Genomic DNA, 19,095 nt, shown 5'->3' with positions numbered 1-19,095 from the left:
CGTCACGACCCCATGATCCGCCTGCGGCGTTCCTTCATTCGTTCGTTGGCGTCAAGGGTACCGTCGTGGAACGACCCGAACACGACGTCCCAAGGAACTTCCAACCCGCCATAATTGCACTCAAAATAGCGGTGGTGCATCTGGTGGTGGAACGTGCCGAGTTTCAGCCGGTTACGGTCCCTTACGACCAGACCTTCGAAGCCGGCATGCGTCGTCGCGGCGGTCAGCAGATAGTATTGCAGGTGGTACAAGATGTGGACCGGGTTGGCCGGAACAATGAAATGGATCAGCACGGAGCCGTAGTAAATGATGTGTTCAACCGGATGCATTGAATTGCCCGACCATGGTCCGACATTGATGTTCCGGTGATGAACCGAATGCACCCGCTTGTAGAGCGGTGGCCAATGCAACGCACGGTGAATCCAGTAGAAATAGAAGCTTTCCCACATTGGCACGAGCAAAAACAGCGCGACGAACCAGACAGGGCTCTGGTCCCAGGTCAGTACCGGAGCCCAGCCGTTGCCCATCGCCCAGAACATGACGACCTCGTAAAAGGTCCAGACGGTGACGCCACTGGCAAGCGACCAGAATATGTTGTCACGTATCTGCCCGCCCAGGGCGAATTGTTTGCCATTCACCATCAAAGGCCGTGCATCGTATTTCAGTTTTCGGCCCTGAGCGTTCCAGCGGTAGAAATAGATATGCAAACCGCCGGCCACGACCGTCAATAGCACGATGTTACGCAGCCATATCTGTGCGATCCAACCCAGTTCCAAATGTTTCGTGACTTCAAGCGACGGCTGGGTCCAGATGAAGGTCACGAAAGCGACGCCAACGATGATCAGCCGTTCAGTCAGAAGGAACCAACTGTCCCAAACCCATCGCAGGATCGCCAGCGGTCGCAAAGGCCATTGAAACAGCGGAGAGATCGCCAACGGCACCTTCGGTGTGTAGTTCCAGCCGGGCAAAGCTGGCTGGTCATCTTGAGAAACAGTCATCGCACGCTCCCGAGTATCTTCATTTTCAAAGTTGACACGGAATGCATTCATCGAAAAATAGTTTTATTATTCGATGAATAGTGAAAAATCAGAGGAATCAAAAATGGACCTTTCGCTACGCGCCATGCGTTATGTCCGCTCGGCCATGCAGCTGGGTAGTATTTCCGCAGCGGCAAACGAGATGAACGTCGCGGCCTCCGCCGTGTCTGCGGCCCTTGATCAGGCGGAAACAGCCTTCGGGATAGCCCTCGTGACGAGAGCTCGCGCCAAGGGTATCTCGCCGACATCCAGCGGGCGTGTGGTGCTGCGTAGAATCGAGGATCTTCTGGAGCGTTATGAGTCGATGCTTGCAGATGGCGTTGATTTACGCTCGAGCGTCTCTGGTTTGCTAAAGATCGGCTATTATGCGCCAATCGCACCTGCCTTTCTGCCGAAGATCGTCGCGCCGCTGATGACAAGAAACCCAGGCCTGACGCTGTCACTTGAGGAATGCGACAACACACAAGCGCAATTGGGCCTACTCGACGGCAGTTTCGACGTCATCGTGTTCGTTGCAGACGTACCCGCGTCGCAAATCATCGTCGAGCCCCTGATTCATGCGCCCAGCTACTGCCTGTGCTCGGATCAACATCCCTTTGCTGAAAAGCGAACTGTTGGACTCGAGGAACTTGTGGCCGAACCTTTGATCATCCTGGACTTGCCGGTTGCAAAGACGCACTATCTCGAACTGCTGGAGAGTAGCGGAAGACGGTTTAATGTCGTTGCAACAGCAAACTCGACGGAAATGGTCAGATCCTTGGTGGGAGTGGGGCTAGGCTGTGCATTGCTGAACATGCGCCCAGCCTCCAGCCTGAGCTATGCTGGCAACGGAACTGCCTGCATTCCCATCTCTGGCTCGACGAGTGGTCTGACCTTGTCGTTGGGGCATGTGTCTGGTCCGCGTCGGCGCGCCGTGCAGGCATTTTCCGATGCTTGTCAAATCTATTTTGGTTCATCCGATGGTGGCATGCACATTGTGCCCCCCGTCGATTGAATTCTCTTACTGTAACACCGCGCCGAACCTGGATTTTTGCCAATCGCCGAGACATCGTTCAATTGACGCCAGTCCGTACTGGTGCCCGAAGATTACATTGCCAACAAGAAAATACTGGCAAATTCTTGCGGTTTCGAGGTTCGTCAAAAATCCACTTTTTGGATAGAGACCGGACGTCGGCGCAGCCTTACTTATTTGTAAGTTTTCGGTAATATTTTGGAAAACTACACGACGCACGATCTGTTTCATCTCTTCGCAGGAGAAGACAATCATAGTTTTGCGATAACCATCGCTTGCTTCATCCAACTCAACACTCTCGAAGATCACCACATTTGCAGGGCGTGAAGCCTCGCAGATATCATCTCAATGGATTCACGGGACCAACGAACTGCATATGCTCAATTTCGACAGGGACCTATTTCTACTTCTAAATGCTGGCCCTGCGCCGAACGCGACGGTTGCCTTCTTTGCAATCTTTGCTGCAAAGTTCCTGGTGTTATTGGTGCCACTATATCTTGTGGCGTTGTGGTTGCTTGGCAGCCGCCGGCAGAGACTTGCGGCGATATCAATTCTTCTGGCGCTGCTCGCTGGTATCGTGCTGAGTTACGCGGTCGGACTGGCACTGTTCCGGCCACGCCCATTCATGGCCGGTATAGGCAATACTTTGGTTCACCATCGCCCCAATTCTTCCTTCCCCAGCAATCACGGGATTACCTTCTGCCTGCTGTGCGGCAGTCTTGTTCATGCTGCGCCGCAAGTCCGAGGCCTGGGTGGCAACTGGGTTGGGTATCATCGTGGCATGGTCGAGGATTTACATCGGCGTCCATTTTCCACTCGACATGGTTGGCTCGCTCATTGTGGGCATTGCTGCGGCAAAGGCATCGCTCTGGACTATGGGCCGATACGGCACAACGCTTCTAACTCTTGCGGAGCAGGTGCAACGACAACTGTTGGCGCCTTTCAAAAGAACATAATTCCGGGCCGACCATTTTCGTCGGCAACCAGCATCGAGAATGTCGGTTCCAATTTTGACAATTTCCAGGTGAACGAGACCCCAAATGAGAAGGCCGCAATCTATCCATTGGTATGGCAATCGAAGCTACTACCTTGAAAGGCCGACTTGCAGCCGACTTAGTGCATGTCGCCCAAAAGTGTGCAGCGGTTTTTGAGACAACGACATGCACAAAAACAAAGGCTTGAAGCACCCTGCATGAATCCCTTTGGACGCGATGTGCTTTAATGAAAAGCGGGCCCTTCAATGAACTGATAAAAATGCATTCCACGTCGCTTGGGAAATAATACCAACCGGTATGCTTCACGTGTTGGGAAAGTACCGAGGCCATAAATTACTTTGTCATTTCCAAGGTGACAGGTAGCAATAGCAACCTCTTGGGCGTAACGAATTTCGTGATGCTGAAACGATTTTCTATCTTTGCCAGCGGATCCACCATCGGCGCGGCGATCGACTATGTTTTGACGTTGGCTGCGTCCAGTTGGTTGCGGCTGGATCCGGCTGTCGCATTGGCTTTGGCGATGATTGTCAGCGCGTCCGTCGTGTTCTTATTCCATATCCGCATTACTTTCCGCGATGCAAAGAACAACCTCGTCCGCCGATATGCGATATTCATAGGCTGGAGCGTTTTAATCTATATGCTGCGCGCTATTCTTCTAAAGGCGATTCTTTATTCAAGACTGCCACTGGCTGCAGCACTCCTCATCGCAATCGGGCTGGCGTCTGTCGTCAATTTCTTCTTTTCTTCAAGCGTCATTTTCGCAAAGAAGCCGTCATGACCACCAAGACCATCTGTATTGTCATTCCTGTCTATAACGAAGCTGAAGGATTGCCCGATCTTCTCGAGCGATTGGACTCAGTTGCTAACAGCATCTCTGCGGAATTTGTTCTAAGTATCGATTATATCTTCATTGATGACGGCAGTAGCGACTCCAGCTTCACGCTGTTGAAGACACATGATTTCGGGTCGCGGTCCGTTCGCCTTCGCCGCTTCTCACGCAATTTCGGTAAGGAAGCGGCACTATCTGCTGGCATTGATGCTGCCGAATATGCCGATGCGGCTGTTCTAATGGACGCGGATCTTCAGCACCCGCCCGAAATGATCTCTGAATTCGTTCGCATCTGGCTGACCGAAGGCGCAGACAGCGTTTATGCATATAAAGCTAGTCGTCGCGCATCCGAGGGGCCGCTGAAGGATACTTTGTCACGGCTGTTTTTCTGGATCATTAATCGGGATATTAGATATGAAATCCCACCGGATGCTGGAGATTTTCGCTTGATCAATCAGCGATTCATTGCTGCGTTATGCAGCCTGCCCGAAAGCGATCGATTCATGAAGGGGCTCTATGGCTGGGTTGGCTTCCACCAAATCGGCGTGCCTCTTGCGCCAGCCACCCGAACTCGAGGTACGAGCAATTACAATCCATTCCGTCTCTTGTCGATGACGCTTGACGCGATCACCAGCTTTACCACCACGCCGCTACGTCTGATGGCAGTGGCAGGGATCATCATTGCCGCTTTCAGCGCAGGGTATGGCAGCTACGTCGTGATCCAGCATTTCTTCTTTCCTGCCGTTCCGGTCGGGATTGTATCGGTTCTCGCGCTGATCTCATTCTTCGGCGGCGTCCAGATGATGTTTCTGGGCCTCTTGGGTGAATATGTCGGCAAATCCGTATTAGAGGCCAAAAAGCGCCCAATCTATATTGTGGCCGAAGATATCATCCGCGAGGAGATTACCATTGCGGATCGCAGATGACTTCGGACTGGGACGTGAACATGACCGGGTCATTCTCTCACTGATGGAGGCGAGGCGGCTTGATGGCACCTCGGTGATGGTTGACGGCGCAATGAAGCCCCGTGATATAGCCCGTTTGCGCGCACTGCGGGACGCAGGCGCGCAAGTCGGACTACACCTGAACCTCACCCATGCAGTCTCCGGGCGCGAGCCAGTATGGCCACTGGCCACGTTAATGCGACCGATCCTTGACGAGCGCCTGCTTGACAGCATTGCGGCTTCGCTTGCACGGCAAACGGAAAAATACGCGGCACTGTTCGGCAGTCCGCCTGACTATTTCGATGGCCACCAGCATTGCCACTGCTTGCCGGCGTTAGTGCCGCTTGTTACCCGTTTGCCATTCGGACCGCGAACATGGGTGCGAGTGCCATTGCCTGCCACCTGGAGGGGGCGATGGCATAATCTTCGCGCGGGTGGCATGAAAACATTGGCCATCATGGCCTTGGCGGCACGGGCGCGGGTGAAATTTTCCCGAGCGGGACTGCAAGTGAACGATGATTTTTCAGGATTTCTCCGTCTCGATGATCCGGCCAATGTTCGGTTATGGCTTCCCCGCCTGTTATCGGCAGCAGGAGCGGATTGCCTGTTAATGCTCCATCCGGGTGACGCTACCGATCCCATGCAATGTGCCGGCCATGCGCCCGAAAGTCGCGCTGCCGAGGCACAAATCCTCATTGAAAGTGCAGTGAAATGACCAAGAGCCGTACCATTCTGTGGGGCTTGCTATTGCTCATGATCGTGCGGTTGCTGGCTATGATCTGGATACCACTGACGGACCCGACCGAGGCACGCTATGCCGAAATCGCCCGTAAGATGGTGGAAACCGGCAATTGGATAACACCACAATTTGACTATGGCGTACCGTTTTGGGCCAAGCCGCCATTGCATACATGGTTATCGGCAGCTGGCATCGCGGCTTTCGGTGCAACTCCCTTTGCCGCGAGGCTGGGAATCTTGTTAGCAACCATAGCGACACTGGCGATCCTGTGGCTGTGGGCATGTACGTTGACGAAACGTTGGATAGCAGCGGCGGCAGTGCTTGTTACTGCCAGTTCGGGTCTGTTTTTCATCGCCACGGCCTTCGTGCAAACCGATATGGTATTAACGCTCGGCGTTACCGCCAGTATGGCTGGTTTTTACCGGGGCCTGGAAGGAAATCGCCGCTGGGGATGGCTGTTCTTTTTCGGGCTTGCCATCGGCCTCTTGGCCAAGGGACCTGTCGCAGTTGTTCTTTCAATGAGTCCGATTACTGTTTGGATGATATGGCGCGGCAGTTGGAAGGATCTTGATCGCTTGCCATGGGCAGGCGGGGTGGCGCTGTGCGCAATCCTGGTCATACCCTGGTACGTGGCGGCAGAAATCGCGACCCCCGGTTTTCTTCACTATTTTCTTATCGGCGAGCATATCCAACGCTTTCTGCAACCAGGATGGACAGGTGACCTCTATGGAGCAGGGCGCGAACATCCGCGGGGCACAATCTGGTTGTTTTGGATTGCCGCCACATTGCCTTGGAGCCCCTTGTTGCCAGCATTAATATGGCGATTGCGAAAAGGCGGCATAACGGATAGCGGGGGACTGTATCTTTACCTGTTCTTGTTTGCGCTGACACCATTGGTGTTCTTTACAGCAGCAGCAAATATTCTCGTGACATATGTACTGCCGGGCGTGCCGGCCGCGGCACTACTGGCTGTAATGCTGTGGACCCGGACTGGTCCCGCGCGAGCAGGATGGTTGAAGCTTGGGGTGGTTGAGGTCGTGCTGGCCTCGACCAGTATTACCGCTGTTTCCTTCTTGGGCTTCGACGGCTCGATCCTGCCTACCGAAGCTCGATTGATCGCAGCCTTTCCAGATACCGGCAAATTGGCGATCCTCAATTCTCGCAGCTTTTCGGCCGAGTTCTACACGCAAGGCAGGATCACTCGGATGAAATCGCCGGCGCAGTTGGCCACATGGCTTCGTCCCGGCGATGGTGTACTGGTACTCAAGCAGGATCACGACGCATTCATTGATCGCTTCGGACAAACGGTTAAGCCCGTGGCCGAGGATCGAAAATACCAGTTGTTTATCGCTAATTCCGCCTCAGTGTCGAAAACGCCGGATTTCAGTGTGAATCCCCGCCGAACCGAAACCCTGCAACCTGGAACAACGACCAACTGAATTCACTGCGTTTTCAGGTGATGGCATAGGCTCGCGACCCACACAGATCTTGTTGCCGAAATCAGGCACATTTAACCGGATAGCCCCCGGATTGGCCGCGAAAGTGTGGAAATGCGAGTGATTTTACTCGCTTACAGGTTTGATTGATTGATGCCACTGGTCGAGGAACATCTTGTGTTTGGCCCTGTCCAGGGCAACGAGTAATGCCGGAGACAAGGCGATCGGTCGAATTGATTGGTCATCGCCGCCGGCTATGCGATTGAGATACTGGAGGCCATCGACGGACGACGGCAGATGGGACTTGTTCGCGAGGATGGTTCGACCTTCCCTCGACAGCGCGAATTCCAGAAAGCGTATCGCGGCCGTGGGGTTCGCAGCAGATTTCGGAATCAAGGCTGCGCGACCGAGCGCCAGTGTGTAGTCTGATGGAAAGACGACGCCAAGACGCGGATCCTGCGCTTGTTTGGCAAGTGCGTAGGAGCCGAGCACATTGTATCCTATGTCGAGCCGCCCGTCGGCTACGCGGTCGAGAACCTGCGAGGTACAGCAAAACGTGCGAACCGAGTTGCGCCCGAAGCTTTCGAGAAGCCTGCCCCAGGTCGTGGCCTGAGTGGCGTCTTCAAAAGCAAACAGGTAGCCGACGCCCGACGATACAATATCATAGGTGCCAATCCGGCCCTTGAAGCGATTGGATTGACGCAGCAGATCGACGAGATCGAAACGGTTTTTCGGAATTTCCGATGGTGAAAGTGCAGCCTTGTTGTAGACAATGACAGCAGGCTCGATGGTGATTGCGATAAGTTCGTTACGCCAATGTGCCCAGTCTGGCAGCATTGCTGTCAGCGGGCTGAGGATCGGCTGCGAACAACCGTCGTTGACGAGGCGCACTTGTTGCGCAACGGCGGACGATACAACCAAATCGGCAATGAACTCATGCGATTTGCAGGCCGCCGTCACTTGTGCATCCAGCGTGTTACTGGTGGCTTCTGAATAGATTACTGCCACTTGCCGGTTTTGCGCCTGAAAGGCTTCGATGAGCGGCGTCGCGGCTACTAGGTCAGTTACACTCGCGATTTTCAAAGTTGATGAAGCCGCGCCGGAAGGTGCAGGAAACAGCGTGTCCACCGCCTGTGCATGAACCGTGAGAAAGAGCGAGTAAAGGCATGCCAAGGTAATGGCTCGAAGATTTCTCATGACTCATTCTCTTTGAGCGCCGGCAAATCGATAATCATCTCGAAACCGCCGGTTTCGAAGCCAGTGGCCAGAAGGTCTCCATTGTGCGAGAGCGTCACCTCGCGCACGATGGCGAGCCCCAGACCGGCGCTTTCCGCGTTGTTTTCGTTACGGGCGAAACGTGCGCCAATTTCGTTGTCGGTCGTGATAAAGCCACGGCCTGCATCTGCAACTGTCAAACGACACCGAGCCGGTCCGCACGGGCGCACGACGATCGAAACGGGCAAGGTGCCGTGGACGAACGCATTGTTGACGAGGTTCTTCGTTGCCTCGCGCAGGCTGAACAGGTCTCCGCGAACCATGACAGGGTCTTCGTTCAGATCCAGAACGAGATTTTCGGGGCTCTGAACACCAGTAGAACGAATCTCGCGTTCAGCCTCGACGGCGACGCGGCGCAGATCCAGTGGTTCAAGCGCCGCCGTTTCGCTACGATGCGTGATCAGGGCATGGCTCAGCAGTTGGTCCGTCAATCTGCTGACGCCAATAGCGCGCGAACGGATGCGGCGCTGAAGCGCACGTAGGCGATCTATATCGGTCTCATGCAGCGCCAGTTCGGTTTGCGCCCTCAGTGCCGTGATCGGGGTGCGCATTTGGTGTGCGGCATCTGCGACGAAGCTCTGCATCGCTCGCACCCGCCGGTCAAGCCGACCCATGAAGCGGTTGATCGCCTCAACAAGGGCTTCAACCTCGCGTGGCGTTGCCATCTCGAAAGGAGTGAGGTCGAGGGGGTCGCGGTCGACTATTGCTTGCTCGATCAGTTTCAACGGCCTTAACGCAAAACGCATGGCAAGAAGAGCCAGGGCGAGCAGCGCGAAACTGGTTGCGGCAATGCCGGTAATCGCTGGCGTTGCGATTTCACGAGCGAGCGCCGCACGCGCTTGCATGGTGTGTGCGACGATGACTTCGACCCGCCCCGAAAGCGAGCGCTCGGCAAGATCGCGTCGAAGGGCGACGGCACGCACCGGCACATTGTCATAGGTCGCCTCATACACCCTCTCGCGCTCATCGGGTGCAAATCTACGCGGTAGCGGAAAATCATCATAACCGGTCAGGGTCCGCCCGCTTGGACCGACGACACGATAAAATATGCGGTCGTCGCGCGCGAGCGACAAAAGTTCGAAGGCGGAGACCGGAATGTCGACGACGGGTTGTCCATCGACCACAGAAATGCGTTCACTGATTTGCAACGCAGCACCAGTTAACAGGCGATCGAAGGCTTGGTCGGCGGCGGTCCGACCGTATTGATAGGTCGCGAAAATCACAAGCGCGACAGCAACGGCAAGCACCAAAGTCAGAAGCACGCCAAGCCGTGTCGCAATCGAATTGCCAGATCGGCGCAGACCTACTCCGCTTGATTTCATCAATTGCCGTGACCAGACTTTATCTTGATGTCTGCCTGATAGCCCAGTCCGCGAAGCGTCCGGATCGTTAAATCGCAACCGGCGAGTTTGCGACGCAGCCGCCCGACATAAAGCTCGACGGCATTTGCGCCTGTATCGGCATCAAAGCCGAAGATGCGCGTAAGAAGCTCTTCCTTTTCCAGAACGCGGCCGCGGTTGATCAAAAAGATTTCCAGCAAAGCCTGCTCGCGCCTTGTCAGTTCGCGCGGCTCTCCTTCGACAGTCACTGCGCGTGTGGTCATGTCGAAGCGCAAGTTGCCGGCTTCAAGTACGCGTCGGTCTTCGCCATTTCTTCGTCTCACGATAGCGCGGGCACGCGCTTCAAGTTCGCCAAGTTCGAACGGCTTGACCATATAGTCGTCGGCACCCTCGTCGAGGGCCGAGATCTTGTCATCCATTGAAAGCCGCGCTGTCAGCACGAGTACGGGCGATGTATTGCGTGCGTTTCTCAGCCGACGCAGGAGGTCGGTACCCGGTCCATCCGGCAAGTTGATGTCGAGAATGATGAGATCATAGGGCGAGAGCGACGCGAAATGCCACGCATCCGCGCATGTGGTGGCATGATCGCAGGCATGCCCCGAATTCGATAGCCGGGTGACGATGGCTTCCGCCACGTCGAGGGTATCCTCAACCACAAGAAAATGCACGGTCTAACCCTATGTTTCCATCTGACAGCAAGATGACAGAAAAATCCTATACCAACGAAAGCGCAAACGCACCTGTGGAGGCAGATGCGGTTTCCACTGGAGGATATAATGAAAAAACTCATCGCATACACGATTGCGACAGTCATGGCCGCTGCGGCCTTCTCGACAACCGCCTTCGCTTTCGAGCCGGATAACACGGAGTGCATCGCGCCCGCGGCTCCCGGCGGGGGTTGGGATTTCACCTGCCGTCAGGTCGGCAAGACGCTTCAGGACCTGAAGGTCATACCCGGCACCATGCAGGTCACCAATCTGGCCGGCGGCGGCGGCGGCGTCGCATTTGCCGAAGTCGTCAACAAACGCGACAGCGAGAATAACCTTATCGTCGCCGCTTCGTCGGCGACAGCGACGCGTCTGGCCCAAGGCGCATTTCCCGGCAACGATATGGGGCAGGTGCGCTGGCTCGGTGCCATCGGTGCCGACTACGGTATTATTGCCGTCTCGAAGGACTCTCCCATCAAGACGCTGCCTGAACTGATGGAAAAGGTGAAGAATGACCCGTCGTCCGTTGCTTTCGCAGGTGGGTCTGCGGTTGGCGGATGGGATCACCTCAAAGTGCTGATCGTCGCGCAAAAGACAGGTGTCACCGACGTGCGCAAGGTCAAATACGTGCCTTTCGATGGCGGTGGCGAGGCGGTGACGCAGTTGCTCGCTGGTAGCGTGCAGGCCTTCACCGGTGACGCATCGGAAGCCAAGGGCTTCGTTGACTCAGGTGATATCCGCGTTCTTGCCGTGCTGGCGCCCGATCGCCTGGAAGGTGGTTTTGCCAAGTTTCCGACAGCCAAGGAACAGGGCATCGATGTCGTCGGCGCGAATTGGCGCGGTTTTTACGCTCCGGGCAAGATGTCGGATGATGCCTACAACTATTGGGTTGGCGCCATCGACACTGTCTACAAGTCAGATGAATGGAAGCAGGTCATGGCCCAGAACGGCCTGGCTCCGCTCGACCTTAGCGGCGACAAGTTCGACGCCTTCGTCAAGGAGTCGGTCCAAAACATCCAGGACCTGTCCAAGCAGATCGGTCTGATCAAGTAGGAATGATCGTCGGACGTGCAAATGGATCGGCGCCTTCGCTGCGCCGGTCCGAATCCAATTGGGTTTTTGCCTCAATGGGATTAGAGTTTCCTGTAAAATTGGGGAGGAAATCGATGAGCGACCGCATTTTCGGCGCGCTCGGCGTCTTGTTGGCAGCCTTCTACATTTGGCAGGCAACGCTAATTCAGGAAAGCTTTATTCAAGACCCAATCGGACCGAAGACGTTTCCGATCATCATCGGCGCGTTGCTAGGGATCTCCGGGCTGGTGATGGTGCTGCAACCCGATAGCGATCCCGTTTGGCCCTCAGCGGCACGCTTCTTTGAGATATTCATGGCCGCGGCGGTGATGATCGCCTACACCTTGGTTTTGCGCGAAGTCGGCTTTGTTATCGCAACCGCTGTCGCCTCGGCTTATCTTTCCTGGCGTCTCGGTGCCACGCCCGTCGGCTCGGCCATCGCTGGCATATCGATCTCCGTTGGCATTTACGTCATTTTCCACCTGATTCTCGGGCTGTCGCTTGCCCGTGGTCCGCTTGGTTTCTAGGGGAGGGATACTGATGGACTCGCTCACCGCCCTGGCGCATGGTTTTGCCGTCGCGCTGACATTTGAGAATCTCGCCCTTGCGCTGCTTGGCTGCTTTCTCGGCACCATTATCGGTGCGCTGCCGGGGCTCGGTCCCTCGAATGGTGTTGCAATCCTGATCCCGCTGGCTTTCACGCTCGGCCTGCCGGCGACGCCAGCGCTCATTCTTCTGACCAGCGTGTACTACGGAGCAATGTATGGTGGGCGTATTTCTTCGATCCTGCTGAATATTCCCGGCGACGAACCTGCGGTGATGACAACACTGGACGGCTACCCCATGGCTCAGCAGGGGAAGGCTGGCGAGGCGTTGGCATTGTCCGGCTATGCCTCGTTTGTCGGTTCGTTCTTTGCCACCTGGGGGCTTGTCTTTCTTGCACCGCAACTCGTCAGGGTGGCGCTGCTCTTCGGTCCGGCGGAATATTTTGCTCTCTTCACACTCGCCTTTGCCACGCTCGGCGGCATCTCCAGCCGCAATCAGGCAAAAGCCGCGCTTGCAGCGGCGCTCGGGCTTGGCATTGCCATGGTCGGTGTCGACGGGCAAACAGGCGTACCGCGCTTTTCTTTCGGCCAGGTTCATCTCTATGACGGCATCAATTTCCTCGTCGCTATCGTCGGCTTGTTCGCACTTTCCGAGGTTTTTATCTTCCTTGAGCAACGCGGCACCAAACATGATGCAACCGACAAGCGACCACCGATTGGCCGTCTGACGCCGTCGCTGTCAACGATAAAGCAATCTATGGGCACGGTGACACGCAGCACGATCGTCGGGTTCATTTCCGGCGTGCTGCCGGGCGCGGGTGCCTCGCTCGGCTCATTCCTCAGCTATTCAATCGAAAAGCGTGTCAGCAATCGAGACGATACGTTCGGCAAGGGCGATCCACGCGGCATCGTGGCACCGGAAGCCGGTAACAACGCAGCCGCCGGTGGCGCGCTGGTGCCGATGCTGGCGCTTGGCGTCCCGGGGTCCGGAACGACTGCTGTTCTACTCGCCATGTTGCTTGCCCTCAACATCACACCGGGTCCACTGCTGTTCCAGTCGAACCCGGATGTCGTGTGGGGTCTGATTGCCGCACTGTTCATCGCAAATTTCATGCTGCTGGCTCTCAACATCCCGATGGTCGGGCTGTTCGTGCGGGTGCTGCTCGTACCGACCAAATATCTCATGCCGGCTGTAGCGATGATCTCTTTCGTTGGTATCTACGGCATCTCAGGATCGAGTTTTGATCTTATGGTGATGATCGCTTTCGGCCTTCTCGGATGGTTGCTTCGCAAACTCGAAATACCACTGGTGCCAGTGATCATGGGTGTGCTGCTCGGCAACCAGATGGAAGCCAATCTTCGCCGTGCCTTGACGATCTCGAACGGCGACTGGAGTACCCTGTTCCATTCCTGGCTATCCATCGGGCTATGGACCCTTGCTGTCGTCGGCTTCGTGCTGCCGATTGTCATTGGGCGCTATTTCCGCCCGGCACCGGTATCTAAAACCTATGGTGCCGATCCCGATTGAATTGCGAGGGAGATCAGACTGATCCAAGGAGGATGTGCGGGACATCGTGGCATATCCTGCCCGAACCAGCGCATCGACTGGACTGAGGTGACCTGCGTAATCACGACGGGCCACGCCCGATTTAGAAGTACTAAGTTCTGACATATCGACACCGCCCAGCCGCAAGGCCGGGCGGTCCTGATCCCAACAAGTTATCTATCGATCAATTTTCGCCGCTCTCGCCTCCATCGTTGCTTTCGCTATCGGCATTGTTTTCATCGTCTGCGTTCTCGCCCTTCGCATCTTCGCTGGCGGCGACTTTAGTGACAGCTCCCGTATTGGTATCGACACTCAGTTCGTTTTCCATTCCGTCGGGCGATATGATGGTAACCTGATACGCGATGCCATTTTCCCCGGCGTCGAAATTGATTTCCGCTACCTTTCCGGGGTCGAGGCCAACGCCGCAACTGCGGCGTCGGATGCCGAAAGCTTGGTTTCTGTCAGGGCTTGCATCTCAGCTTTGCTGGACATCTCGTTTGCGCCTTCCGCATATGCGGTTGCTACAGCTCCAACATTGAGCGCGGAAACCAGGGCCATTGCTGTGATGGCGGTTTTCTTTGACATTCAGTTTCTCCTTGTTCGGAATCGGCTTCATGCCAATCCATTCCTGGACGATGGCTGGACTTTCTGTCGCTGATTTTTCGAGAAACTTACGGATTCTTTTTCCTCGTGGCGCGAGGGTGGCAGCAATGCGGCTTTGGAGTGATCCCAATCCAGTTGCGATGAGCCAGTGGCAGGTAGGTGCTCAATCATGCCCCGTTCAGAGCGGATCGATCTGGAGAAAAAGGCCATTCAGTGACAAGACTGTAGCGGCATTTTGGCTTAAAATCCTGTTTTTATTACATCTTTGTATGATCATGGACAGAAAACGAAAAAGTCTCCTGGCGATGGTGAGGTTGTAACGGACCAATGGCTGGTTCCGCATACCAAGGAGAATAACAATGACCATCTCTTCAATCGCTCGCGCTCTCATTCTCACCACGGCCGTCGTCATGACCGCCGGTTTCAACGTTCAGGCCAATGCCAGTGCCCTCGATGTTGCAAAACCAGCAGTGCAGGCAAACGCTGGGAACGCCTACGGGTATCCTTTGCACAAGGTTCATGTGAATGCCTTCCCGTTTGACGAGGCCGAAGCCACGCATGCACTGAAGGCTGATCTGGATACCGGCGTAAAACACGTTGCGATCAACTCGACGCACGAAAATTGGGGCAATCACTGACCGCCCTGCATGCCGCCGGCCCCATTGGTCCGGCGGCATGACTTCGTTCCACCACGCGCTCGGCCTTCCGGCGACCACCACGCGCTCGGCCTTCCGGCGAAAAGTGTCAGTCAACGTAAGGCCAACGCTTACAAATTGGTAAGCTCGCGGCAATCACCTCGCAACAATCTCTGACTAGTCATGACAGGTGTCTGGGCTTGGAAAGCGTTGGCCTACCCCGGACTTTCACGAAACCCTGTTGGGTGGTGTGCGCATGCCGCTTCGAGCGCATGGCAAACCGACACCCAACACCCTCATCGATCCGCCAGATGACGGATCTAATCGTACCAGGAGAGGTTTTATGCCCACTATCCAGGCGAACAGCCCATCCGCGTTTCAGGCGGACGGGCCAGTTCATAATCGCGTTCCTCAAGTCACTGTCGACTTCTGGCTTGTCAAGCTTTTAGCCGTCACCGTTGGCGAAACCGCTGCCGATTTTCTCAATATGAATCTCGGTCTTGGTTTGCCAGCAACATCACTCATCATGAGCGGGTTTCTGATCGCTGCTCTTTTTCTCCAGTTTGCACAGCACAAATATGTTCCCTGGGTCTACTGGTTGGCTGTCGTCCTGATTTCCGTGGTAGGCACCCTCATCACAGACAATCTGGTCGACAATCTTGGCTACAGCCTTGAAGCTTGTACGATTGGCTTTACACTCGCCTTGGTGGCGACCTTCGCTATCTGGTACGCCATCGAGGGTACGCTCTCTATCCACACGATTTATACGGCGCGCCGCGAAGTCTTCTACTGGCTGGCAATCCTGTTTACCTTCGCGCTCGGCACTGCCGCCGGTGATTTGGCCGCCGAAGGCTTGGCGCTTGGTTACCTCTCGGCCGGCTTGATGTATTGCGCGATTATCGGTGTCATTGCTGCCGGTTTTTATCTGTTCAAAATGAATGCGATCCTGTGCTTCTGGCTGGCCTACATTTTCACGCGTCCGATGGGAGCATCCTTCGGTGACTTGTTTTCGCAACCGGTCGGGTCAGGCGGACTTGGTTTCGGTACTACCGTTACAAGCCTGATGTTTCTTGGCGGCATCGCGGCAGTCGTCATCTACATGCAGTTCACTCACGATGGTGACGAACTGGTCATCACCAATGAGCCTCGCACAGTCCCGAACGAACTGGCGACCATGCGCGCAGAAACGGAATAGGTACAAATGCTACGATTTTCGACGAGTTAGTCCAGCATAACCACCAGCAGGAACAGGCGGGCCAAATGTTTCGGTCCGCCTGTTCATATATCAGCCAAATGGAAGCAGCCTGCGATCGCTGTTTCGCCCTGGAGAAATGGTCGCGATTTGTTTGGGTTGCCGAACAGTGCTGATGTGCATGATTGCGGCAAATCTACCGACAAATTTTGAGCCTACGTGTATCTGGATGCGCTACGCTGTTGAAAAATTTGATTGTGTCGCATGATACGAATTGTTGAACGTGATTGCACCCACATCAATCTGAATTGCAAAGAGCAGTCAGATTGCAATTTGGTCTGCAGGAGGGAACATATTGCGGATACTTCTGATCGAAGACGACGGGAAGTTGGCGGATTATGTCACGCGTGGATTCCGTGAGGTTGGCCATGTCTGCGATGTGCTGGACAATGGTCATGATGGGCTTTTTCAGGCCACGCGTGAATCCTATGATGTTTTGATCGTGGACAGAATGTTGCCCGGGCTTGACGGACTGTCGATGGTAAAGGCGATCCGTGCTGCCGGTAACCGAACGCCGCTCATCTTCCTGACTTCGGTCGGCGGCGTCGACGACAGGGTTGAGGGTTTGGAAGCAGGGGGCGACGACTATCTTGTCAAACCCTTCGCATTTTCCGAACTCGCGGCGCGTGTCGGAGCGCTCGCTCGCCGTCCGGTTTTCCAGCAAGAGCAGACTATTCTGAAGGTACATGATCTGGAACTCGATCTCATTCGCCGTCGCGTCAATCGAGCAGGACAGGAAATCGATCTACAGCCCAAGGAATTCTCCCTGTTGGAAACCCTGATGCGTTCGGAAGGAAGGGTGCTTACCCGCACGATGCTTCTGGAGCGGGTGTGGGACTTTCATTTCGACCCGCAAACCAGCGTGGTTGAAACGCATATCAGCCGCCTGCGGGCAAAAATCGACAAACCCTTCGATACTGCCTTGCTGCATACTGTGCGCAGCACCGGTTATGCCATTCATGCGCCGCGCTAGTTTGCTTCGCAACAGCGGCTTTCGGCTTGCCGCTACGTTCACGATCTTGTTTCTCGCTGCAGCTGTGATTGCTGCGGCAACCGCCTATTCTGTCATCCGCGAGGAATTGCTGTGGCGCCATCAATTGGCGCTGAACGATCAGTTCAGTTTTTTCACCTCGACTTTCAAGGATGGAAATCTGGAGGACCTCAGGTCTACAGTTGAAGCCTATGCGACCGCTTCCAGAAACAAGGACAGCATTTTCCTGCTGCAGGGCGAAAACGACCGTAAACTCGCAGGCAATGTCGATACCGTCCCTGAAAATCCGCCTCGGCCTCAGGTCGATGCAGCAGCATTGGGCATTGACGCCGATTTCAACTATTTCGTCAAACAGGGGGAATTGGCAACTATCGCCTGACCATCGGCGAGAGCACTGAAGACATCAGCGAATTGGAAGAGATCATTCTGGAAGGCACATTGTGGGCGGCATTGGTTCTGGTCTCCATATCGCTTGCGGTCGGCGCTTTCCTGTCGCGGCGCATGAACCGCCGTATCGACTTGATCCAGAATTCGCTCGAACGCGTGGCAGACGGACACTTCGACGCCCCTATTCCGGCGAGTGGCCGGGGCGACGACATCGACACGCTGGCGCAGATGATCAATGCAGCAGTCGCGCGCCTTGGCGCATCTGTCGAAGGCATCAGGCAGATCAGCAACGACATCTCGCATGATCTGAAGACCCCGCTCAATCGATTGCGTATCGTCATCGAAGAGGCTGCGGATAAACAGGACAAGGGTCTGCCTGTCTCCAAAGAACTGGACGAGGCAGCGACCGAATTGAACCGAACAATTGCGACATTCGATGCGCTGCTTAGGATCGCGCAGATCGAGTCAGGCGCACGCAAGGCTCGGTTTGCCGACGTCGATGTTGGCGCGATTCTGACAGAAGTCGCAGAGTTCTATCGTTCAGCTTACGAGGATTTCGGCCTTGAGCTAGATCTGGATGCCGGAAATCGCCAATTTCAAATCCACGGTGATCGCGAACTGCTGACGCAGATGTTTGCCAATCTTCTGGAAAACGCGCTTCGTCATTGTTCCAAGGGGGCGCGCATCGAATGCGCAGTCGAACTGGTCGATGACACAGTTCTGGCAACAATCGCCGACAACGGCCCAGGCATTCCCGAATCTGAGCGTGAGAAAGTGTTGCGCCGCCTCTACCGGCTCGAACAAAGCCGCACAACTCCGGGATCCGGTCTTGGCCTTGCCATGGTCAAAGCCATATCCGACCTGCATGATGCTGCACTTGGCTTGCAAGACAACCATCCGGGCCTGCGTGTGAATGTGCGCTTTCCGCTGTCTCGGTCGGGCAGGGGGTAGTCGACATGCTGGGCTATCTTCAGTCGATAGTTACAAATATTGGCGACCATCAGCACGCGGCGCTAGAGCAATTCCAGGAAAAGTGTACAGCGGTTTTCTATCCGGGATTGCGTAAAAACAAATACTTAGAGCGGTTCAGTGGTTCTATCAAAAACTGAACCGCTCTAATGAGAAGAAAATTCTCGTGCCATTCGGCTTTTTCGTATTGGCGCTGTTTAGTTTGTCTGGCTTCATAATGGTTGCCGCAGAATATCTCGCCGATCCGGCTTTGTGCGGTCCGATGAGGCGATCAGCGATTACCTTCAAGGGCTTAGGACGCCTGTATTCGACCGTCTCATGGTTAGCCTCACGATGCTCGGCGACGGAGTTGTTCTCGCACCTGTCGCCGTCGTGATCGTTGCGATACTGCTGTGGCATAAGCGCTGGAGGCTGGCGAGCACGGTTGCAACCGGCTTCGTCAGCGCGGCGCTGTTTGTTCCTCTGGTCAAGACCTTAATCCATCGCACAAGCCGATATCTCTTTACAGCGGGGCTGACGGTTACAGCTTTCCGAGCGGTCATGTCACGCTATCCGCCACGATCATCGGGATCTGCGCGCTGATCGTTGCTCAGGGTTTCACGCCACGCATCCGGCACATGATCTATGTTGTGGCCGCCATCACGATAGGGCTCATTGCATTCTCGCGTCTCTATCGTTTTGCCGCCCCGGTCGTTCCCAAAAAGGCGTCGCGTCAACCAGAACGAGCCAACCGGTCGAAGTCCTCCCGTTTCTGGAACAGTTTATCCGGGACCACCGGAGAG

22 protein-coding genes are annotated in these 19,095 nt (G+C 55.3%); 15 read left to right on the top strand and 7 right to left on the bottom strand.

The window, feature by feature from the left end:
- Nucleotides 1–2: 2 nt before the first annotated feature.
- Complete coding sequence (locus AC0L7S_RS17475; protein ID WP_473472167.1) at nt 3–998, bottom strand: sterol desaturase family protein; 996 nt, start codon at nt 996–998, stop codon at nt 3–5.
- 73 nt (nt 999–1,071) lie between these two features.
- Between AC0L7S_RS17475 and AC0L7S_RS17470 the strand changes: the two genes are divergently transcribed.
- Nucleotides 1,072–2,031, top strand: coding sequence for a LysR substrate-binding domain-containing protein (locus tag AC0L7S_RS17470; RefSeq protein ID WP_473472166.1), 960 nt, complete (start codon nt 1,072–1,074; stop codon nt 2,029–2,031).
- A 6-nt stretch (nt 2,032–2,037) separates the two neighbouring features.
- Here AC0L7S_RS17470 and AC0L7S_RS17465 read toward each other — a convergent pair whose 3' ends face one another.
- Entirely contained in the window at nt 2,038–2,337 is a 300-nt protein-coding gene (locus tag AC0L7S_RS17465) for a hypothetical protein (protein ID WP_473472165.1), read from the bottom strand.
- Between the two features lie 88 nt (nt 2,338–2,425).
- Between AC0L7S_RS17465 and AC0L7S_RS17460 the strand changes: the two genes are divergently transcribed.
- From AC0L7S_RS17460 to AC0L7S_RS17440, 5 genes are all read left to right on the top strand, one after another.
- A complete protein-coding gene (locus AC0L7S_RS17460) occupies nt 2,426–3,142 on the top strand; it encodes a phosphatase PAP2 family protein (RefSeq protein WP_473472164.1) in 717 nt (238 codons plus the stop codon).
- A 299-nt stretch (nt 3,143–3,441) separates the two neighbouring features.
- Entirely contained in the window at nt 3,442–3,822 is a 381-nt protein-coding gene (locus tag AC0L7S_RS17455) for a GtrA family protein (protein ID WP_473472163.1), read from the top strand.
- The gene (locus AC0L7S_RS17450; RefSeq protein WP_473472162.1) at nt 3,819–4,799 is read left to right on the top strand and encodes a glycosyltransferase family 2 protein; all 981 of its coding nucleotides are present in this window, start codon (nt 3,819–3,821) and stop codon (nt 4,797–4,799) included. The genes AC0L7S_RS17455 and AC0L7S_RS17450 overlap by 4 nt, the downstream gene beginning before the upstream one ends.
- The gene (locus tag AC0L7S_RS17445; RefSeq protein ID WP_473472161.1) at nt 4,783–5,532 is read left to right on the top strand and encodes a ChbG/HpnK family deacetylase; all 750 of its coding nucleotides are present in this window, start codon (nt 4,783–4,785) and stop codon (nt 5,530–5,532) included. The genes AC0L7S_RS17450 and AC0L7S_RS17445 overlap by 17 nt, the downstream gene beginning before the upstream one ends.
- Nucleotides 5,529–6,995 carry an ArnT family glycosyltransferase gene (locus AC0L7S_RS17440; protein ID WP_473472160.1) on the top strand — a complete coding sequence of 489 codons (1,467 nt, stop codon included), beginning with the start codon at nt 5,529–5,531 and terminating at the stop codon, nt 6,993–6,995. The genes AC0L7S_RS17445 and AC0L7S_RS17440 overlap by 4 nt, the downstream gene beginning before the upstream one ends.
- 123 nt (nt 6,996–7,118) lie before the next feature.
- On the opposite strand, the gene AC0L7S_RS17435 is transcribed toward AC0L7S_RS17440, so the two are convergent.
- Genes AC0L7S_RS17435 through AC0L7S_RS17425 form a run of 3 tightly spaced genes read right to left on the bottom strand, consistent with a single transcriptional unit; the run spans nt 7,119 to nt 10,275 of the window.
- Nucleotides 7,119–8,189: an ABC transporter substrate-binding protein gene (locus tag AC0L7S_RS17435; RefSeq protein WP_473472159.1), complete on the bottom strand. Its 1,071-nt coding sequence runs from the start codon at nt 8,187–8,189 to the stop codon at nt 7,119–7,121.
- The gene (locus AC0L7S_RS17430) at nt 8,186–9,589 is read right to left on the bottom strand and encodes a sensor histidine kinase (protein WP_473472158.1); all 1,404 of its coding nucleotides are present in this window, start codon (nt 9,587–9,589) and stop codon (nt 8,186–8,188) included. The genes AC0L7S_RS17435 and AC0L7S_RS17430 overlap by 4 nt, the downstream gene beginning before the upstream one ends.
- Nucleotides 9,589–10,275, bottom strand: a complete 687-nt coding sequence (locus AC0L7S_RS17425; protein ID WP_473472157.1) for a response regulator — start codon at nt 10,273–10,275, stop codon at nt 9,589–9,591. Before AC0L7S_RS17425 ends, AC0L7S_RS17430 begins: the two co-directional genes overlap by 1 nt.
- 108 nt (nt 10,276–10,383) lie before the next feature.
- On the opposite strand from AC0L7S_RS17425, the gene AC0L7S_RS17420 reads away from it, so the two are divergent.
- The 3 genes from AC0L7S_RS17420 to AC0L7S_RS17410 all read left to right on the top strand — a co-directional run bounded on the left by AC0L7S_RS17420 (nt 10,384) and on the right by AC0L7S_RS17410 (nt 13,458).
- A complete protein-coding gene (locus AC0L7S_RS17420; RefSeq protein ID WP_473472156.1) occupies nt 10,384–11,367 on the top strand; it encodes a Bug family tripartite tricarboxylate transporter substrate binding protein in 984 nt (327 codons plus the stop codon).
- Between the two features lie 113 nt (nt 11,368–11,480).
- Complete coding sequence (locus tag AC0L7S_RS17415; RefSeq protein WP_473472155.1) at nt 11,481–11,912, top strand: tripartite tricarboxylate transporter TctB family protein; 432 nt, start codon at nt 11,481–11,483, stop codon at nt 11,910–11,912.
- A gap of 13 nt (nt 11,913–11,925) precedes the next feature.
- Nucleotides 11,926–13,458: a tripartite tricarboxylate transporter permease gene (locus tag AC0L7S_RS17410; protein WP_473472154.1), complete on the top strand. Its 1,533-nt coding sequence runs from the start codon at nt 11,926–11,928 to the stop codon at nt 13,456–13,458.
- Between the two features lie 202 nt (nt 13,459–13,660).
- Here the strand turns inward: AC0L7S_RS17410 and AC0L7S_RS17405 are convergent, their stop codons facing one another.
- Nucleotides 13,661–13,804, bottom strand: coding sequence for a hypothetical protein (locus AC0L7S_RS17405; RefSeq protein ID WP_473472152.1), 144 nt, complete (start codon nt 13,802–13,804; stop codon nt 13,661–13,663).
- Between the two features lie 68 nt (nt 13,805–13,872).
- Nucleotides 13,873–14,061 carry a hypothetical protein gene (locus AC0L7S_RS17400; protein ID WP_473472151.1) on the bottom strand — a complete coding sequence of 63 codons (189 nt, stop codon included), beginning with the start codon at nt 14,059–14,061 and terminating at the stop codon, nt 13,873–13,875.
- 377 nt (nt 14,062–14,438) lie between these two features.
- Here AC0L7S_RS17400 and AC0L7S_RS17395 point away from each other — a divergent pair, with 377 nt between their 5' ends.
- The 6 genes from AC0L7S_RS17395 (at nt 14,439) to AC0L7S_RS17370 (ending at nt 18,895) form a co-directional block, all read left to right on the top strand.
- Entirely contained in the window at nt 14,439–14,717 is a 279-nt protein-coding gene (locus AC0L7S_RS17395) for a hypothetical protein (protein WP_473472150.1), read from the top strand.
- Nucleotides 14,718–15,057: 340 nt separating this feature from the next.
- On the top strand, nt 15,058–15,909 hold the full coding sequence (locus AC0L7S_RS17390) for a COG4705 family protein (RefSeq protein WP_473472149.1): 852 nt from the start codon (nt 15,058–15,060) through the stop codon (nt 15,907–15,909).
- Nucleotides 15,910–16,261: 352 nt separating this feature from the next.
- Nucleotides 16,262–16,939: a winged helix-turn-helix domain-containing protein gene (locus tag AC0L7S_RS17385; protein WP_473472148.1), complete on the top strand. Its 678-nt coding sequence runs from the start codon at nt 16,262–16,264 to the stop codon at nt 16,937–16,939.
- Nucleotides 16,926–17,336, top strand: coding sequence for a hypothetical protein (locus AC0L7S_RS17380; protein WP_473472147.1), 411 nt, complete (start codon nt 16,926–16,928; stop codon nt 17,334–17,336). The genes AC0L7S_RS17385 and AC0L7S_RS17380 overlap by 14 nt, the downstream gene beginning before the upstream one ends.
- Before the next feature lie 32 nt (nt 17,337–17,368).
- Entirely contained in the window at nt 17,369–18,295 is a 927-nt protein-coding gene (locus tag AC0L7S_RS17375; RefSeq protein ID WP_473472146.1) for a sensor histidine kinase, read from the top strand.
- A 336-nt stretch (nt 18,296–18,631) separates the two neighbouring features.
- Nucleotides 18,632–18,895, top strand: a complete 264-nt coding sequence (locus AC0L7S_RS17370; RefSeq protein WP_473472145.1) for a hypothetical protein — start codon at nt 18,632–18,634, stop codon at nt 18,893–18,895.
- Nucleotides 18,896–19,095 lie beyond the last annotated feature (200 nt).

It is taken from the genome of Mesorhizobium sp. G2-6-1, assembly GCF_055809095.1.
The sequence above is the reverse complement of the archived record's forward strand: the minus strand, read 5'-3'. Positions and strand labels throughout refer to the sequence as shown.

Bases quoted from the DNA above. Each gene is read 5' to 3' on its own strand.
- AC0L7S_RS17410 (WP_473472154.1), top strand. From the start codon at position 11,926: ATGGACTCGCTCACCGCCCTGGCGCATGGTTTTGCCGTCGCGCTGACA.
- AC0L7S_RS17405 (WP_473472152.1), bottom strand. From the start codon at position 13,804: ATGGAAAACGAACTGAGTGTCGATACCAATACGGGAGCTGTCACTAAA.
- AC0L7S_RS17390 (WP_473472149.1), top strand. From the start codon at position 15,058: ATGCCCACTATCCAGGCGAACAGCCCATCCGCGTTTCAGGCGGACGGG.
- AC0L7S_RS17470 (WP_473472166.1), top strand. From the start codon at position 1,072: ATGAATAGTGAAAAATCAGAGGAATCAAAAATGGACCTTTCGCTACGC.
- AC0L7S_RS17415 (WP_473472155.1), top strand. From the start codon at position 11,481: ATGAGCGACCGCATTTTCGGCGCGCTCGGCGTCTTGTTGGCAGCCTTC.
- AC0L7S_RS17435 (WP_473472159.1), bottom strand. From the start codon at position 8,189: ATGAGAAATCTTCGAGCCATTACCTTGGCATGCCTTTACTCGCTCTTT.
- AC0L7S_RS17420 (WP_473472156.1), top strand. From the start codon at position 10,384: ATGAAAAAACTCATCGCATACACGATTGCGACAGTCATGGCCGCTGCG.
- AC0L7S_RS17400 (WP_473472151.1), bottom strand. From the start codon at position 14,061: ATGTCAAAGAAAACCGCCATCACAGCAATGGCCCTGGTTTCCGCGCTC.
- AC0L7S_RS17440 (WP_473472160.1), top strand. From the start codon at position 5,529: ATGACCAAGAGCCGTACCATTCTGTGGGGCTTGCTATTGCTCATGATC.
- AC0L7S_RS17370 (WP_473472145.1), top strand. From the start codon at position 18,632: ATGGTTAGCCTCACGATGCTCGGCGACGGAGTTGTTCTCGCACCTGTC.
- AC0L7S_RS17475 (WP_473472167.1), bottom strand. From the start codon at position 998: ATGACTGTTTCTCAAGATGACCAGCCAGCTTTGCCCGGCTGGAACTAC.
- AC0L7S_RS17455 (WP_473472163.1), top strand. From the start codon at position 3,442: ATGCTGAAACGATTTTCTATCTTTGCCAGCGGATCCACCATCGGCGCG.
- AC0L7S_RS17430 (WP_473472158.1), bottom strand. From the start codon at position 9,589: ATGAAATCAAGCGGAGTAGGTCTGCGCCGATCTGGCAATTCGATTGCG.
- AC0L7S_RS17380 (WP_473472147.1), top strand. From the start codon at position 16,926: ATGCGCCGCGCTAGTTTGCTTCGCAACAGCGGCTTTCGGCTTGCCGCT.
- AC0L7S_RS17450 (WP_473472162.1), top strand. From the start codon at position 3,819: ATGACCACCAAGACCATCTGTATTGTCATTCCTGTCTATAACGAAGCT.
- AC0L7S_RS17395 (WP_473472150.1), top strand. From the start codon at position 14,439: ATGACCATCTCTTCAATCGCTCGCGCTCTCATTCTCACCACGGCCGTC.
- AC0L7S_RS17460 (WP_473472164.1), top strand. From the start codon at position 2,426: ATGCTCAATTTCGACAGGGACCTATTTCTACTTCTAAATGCTGGCCCT.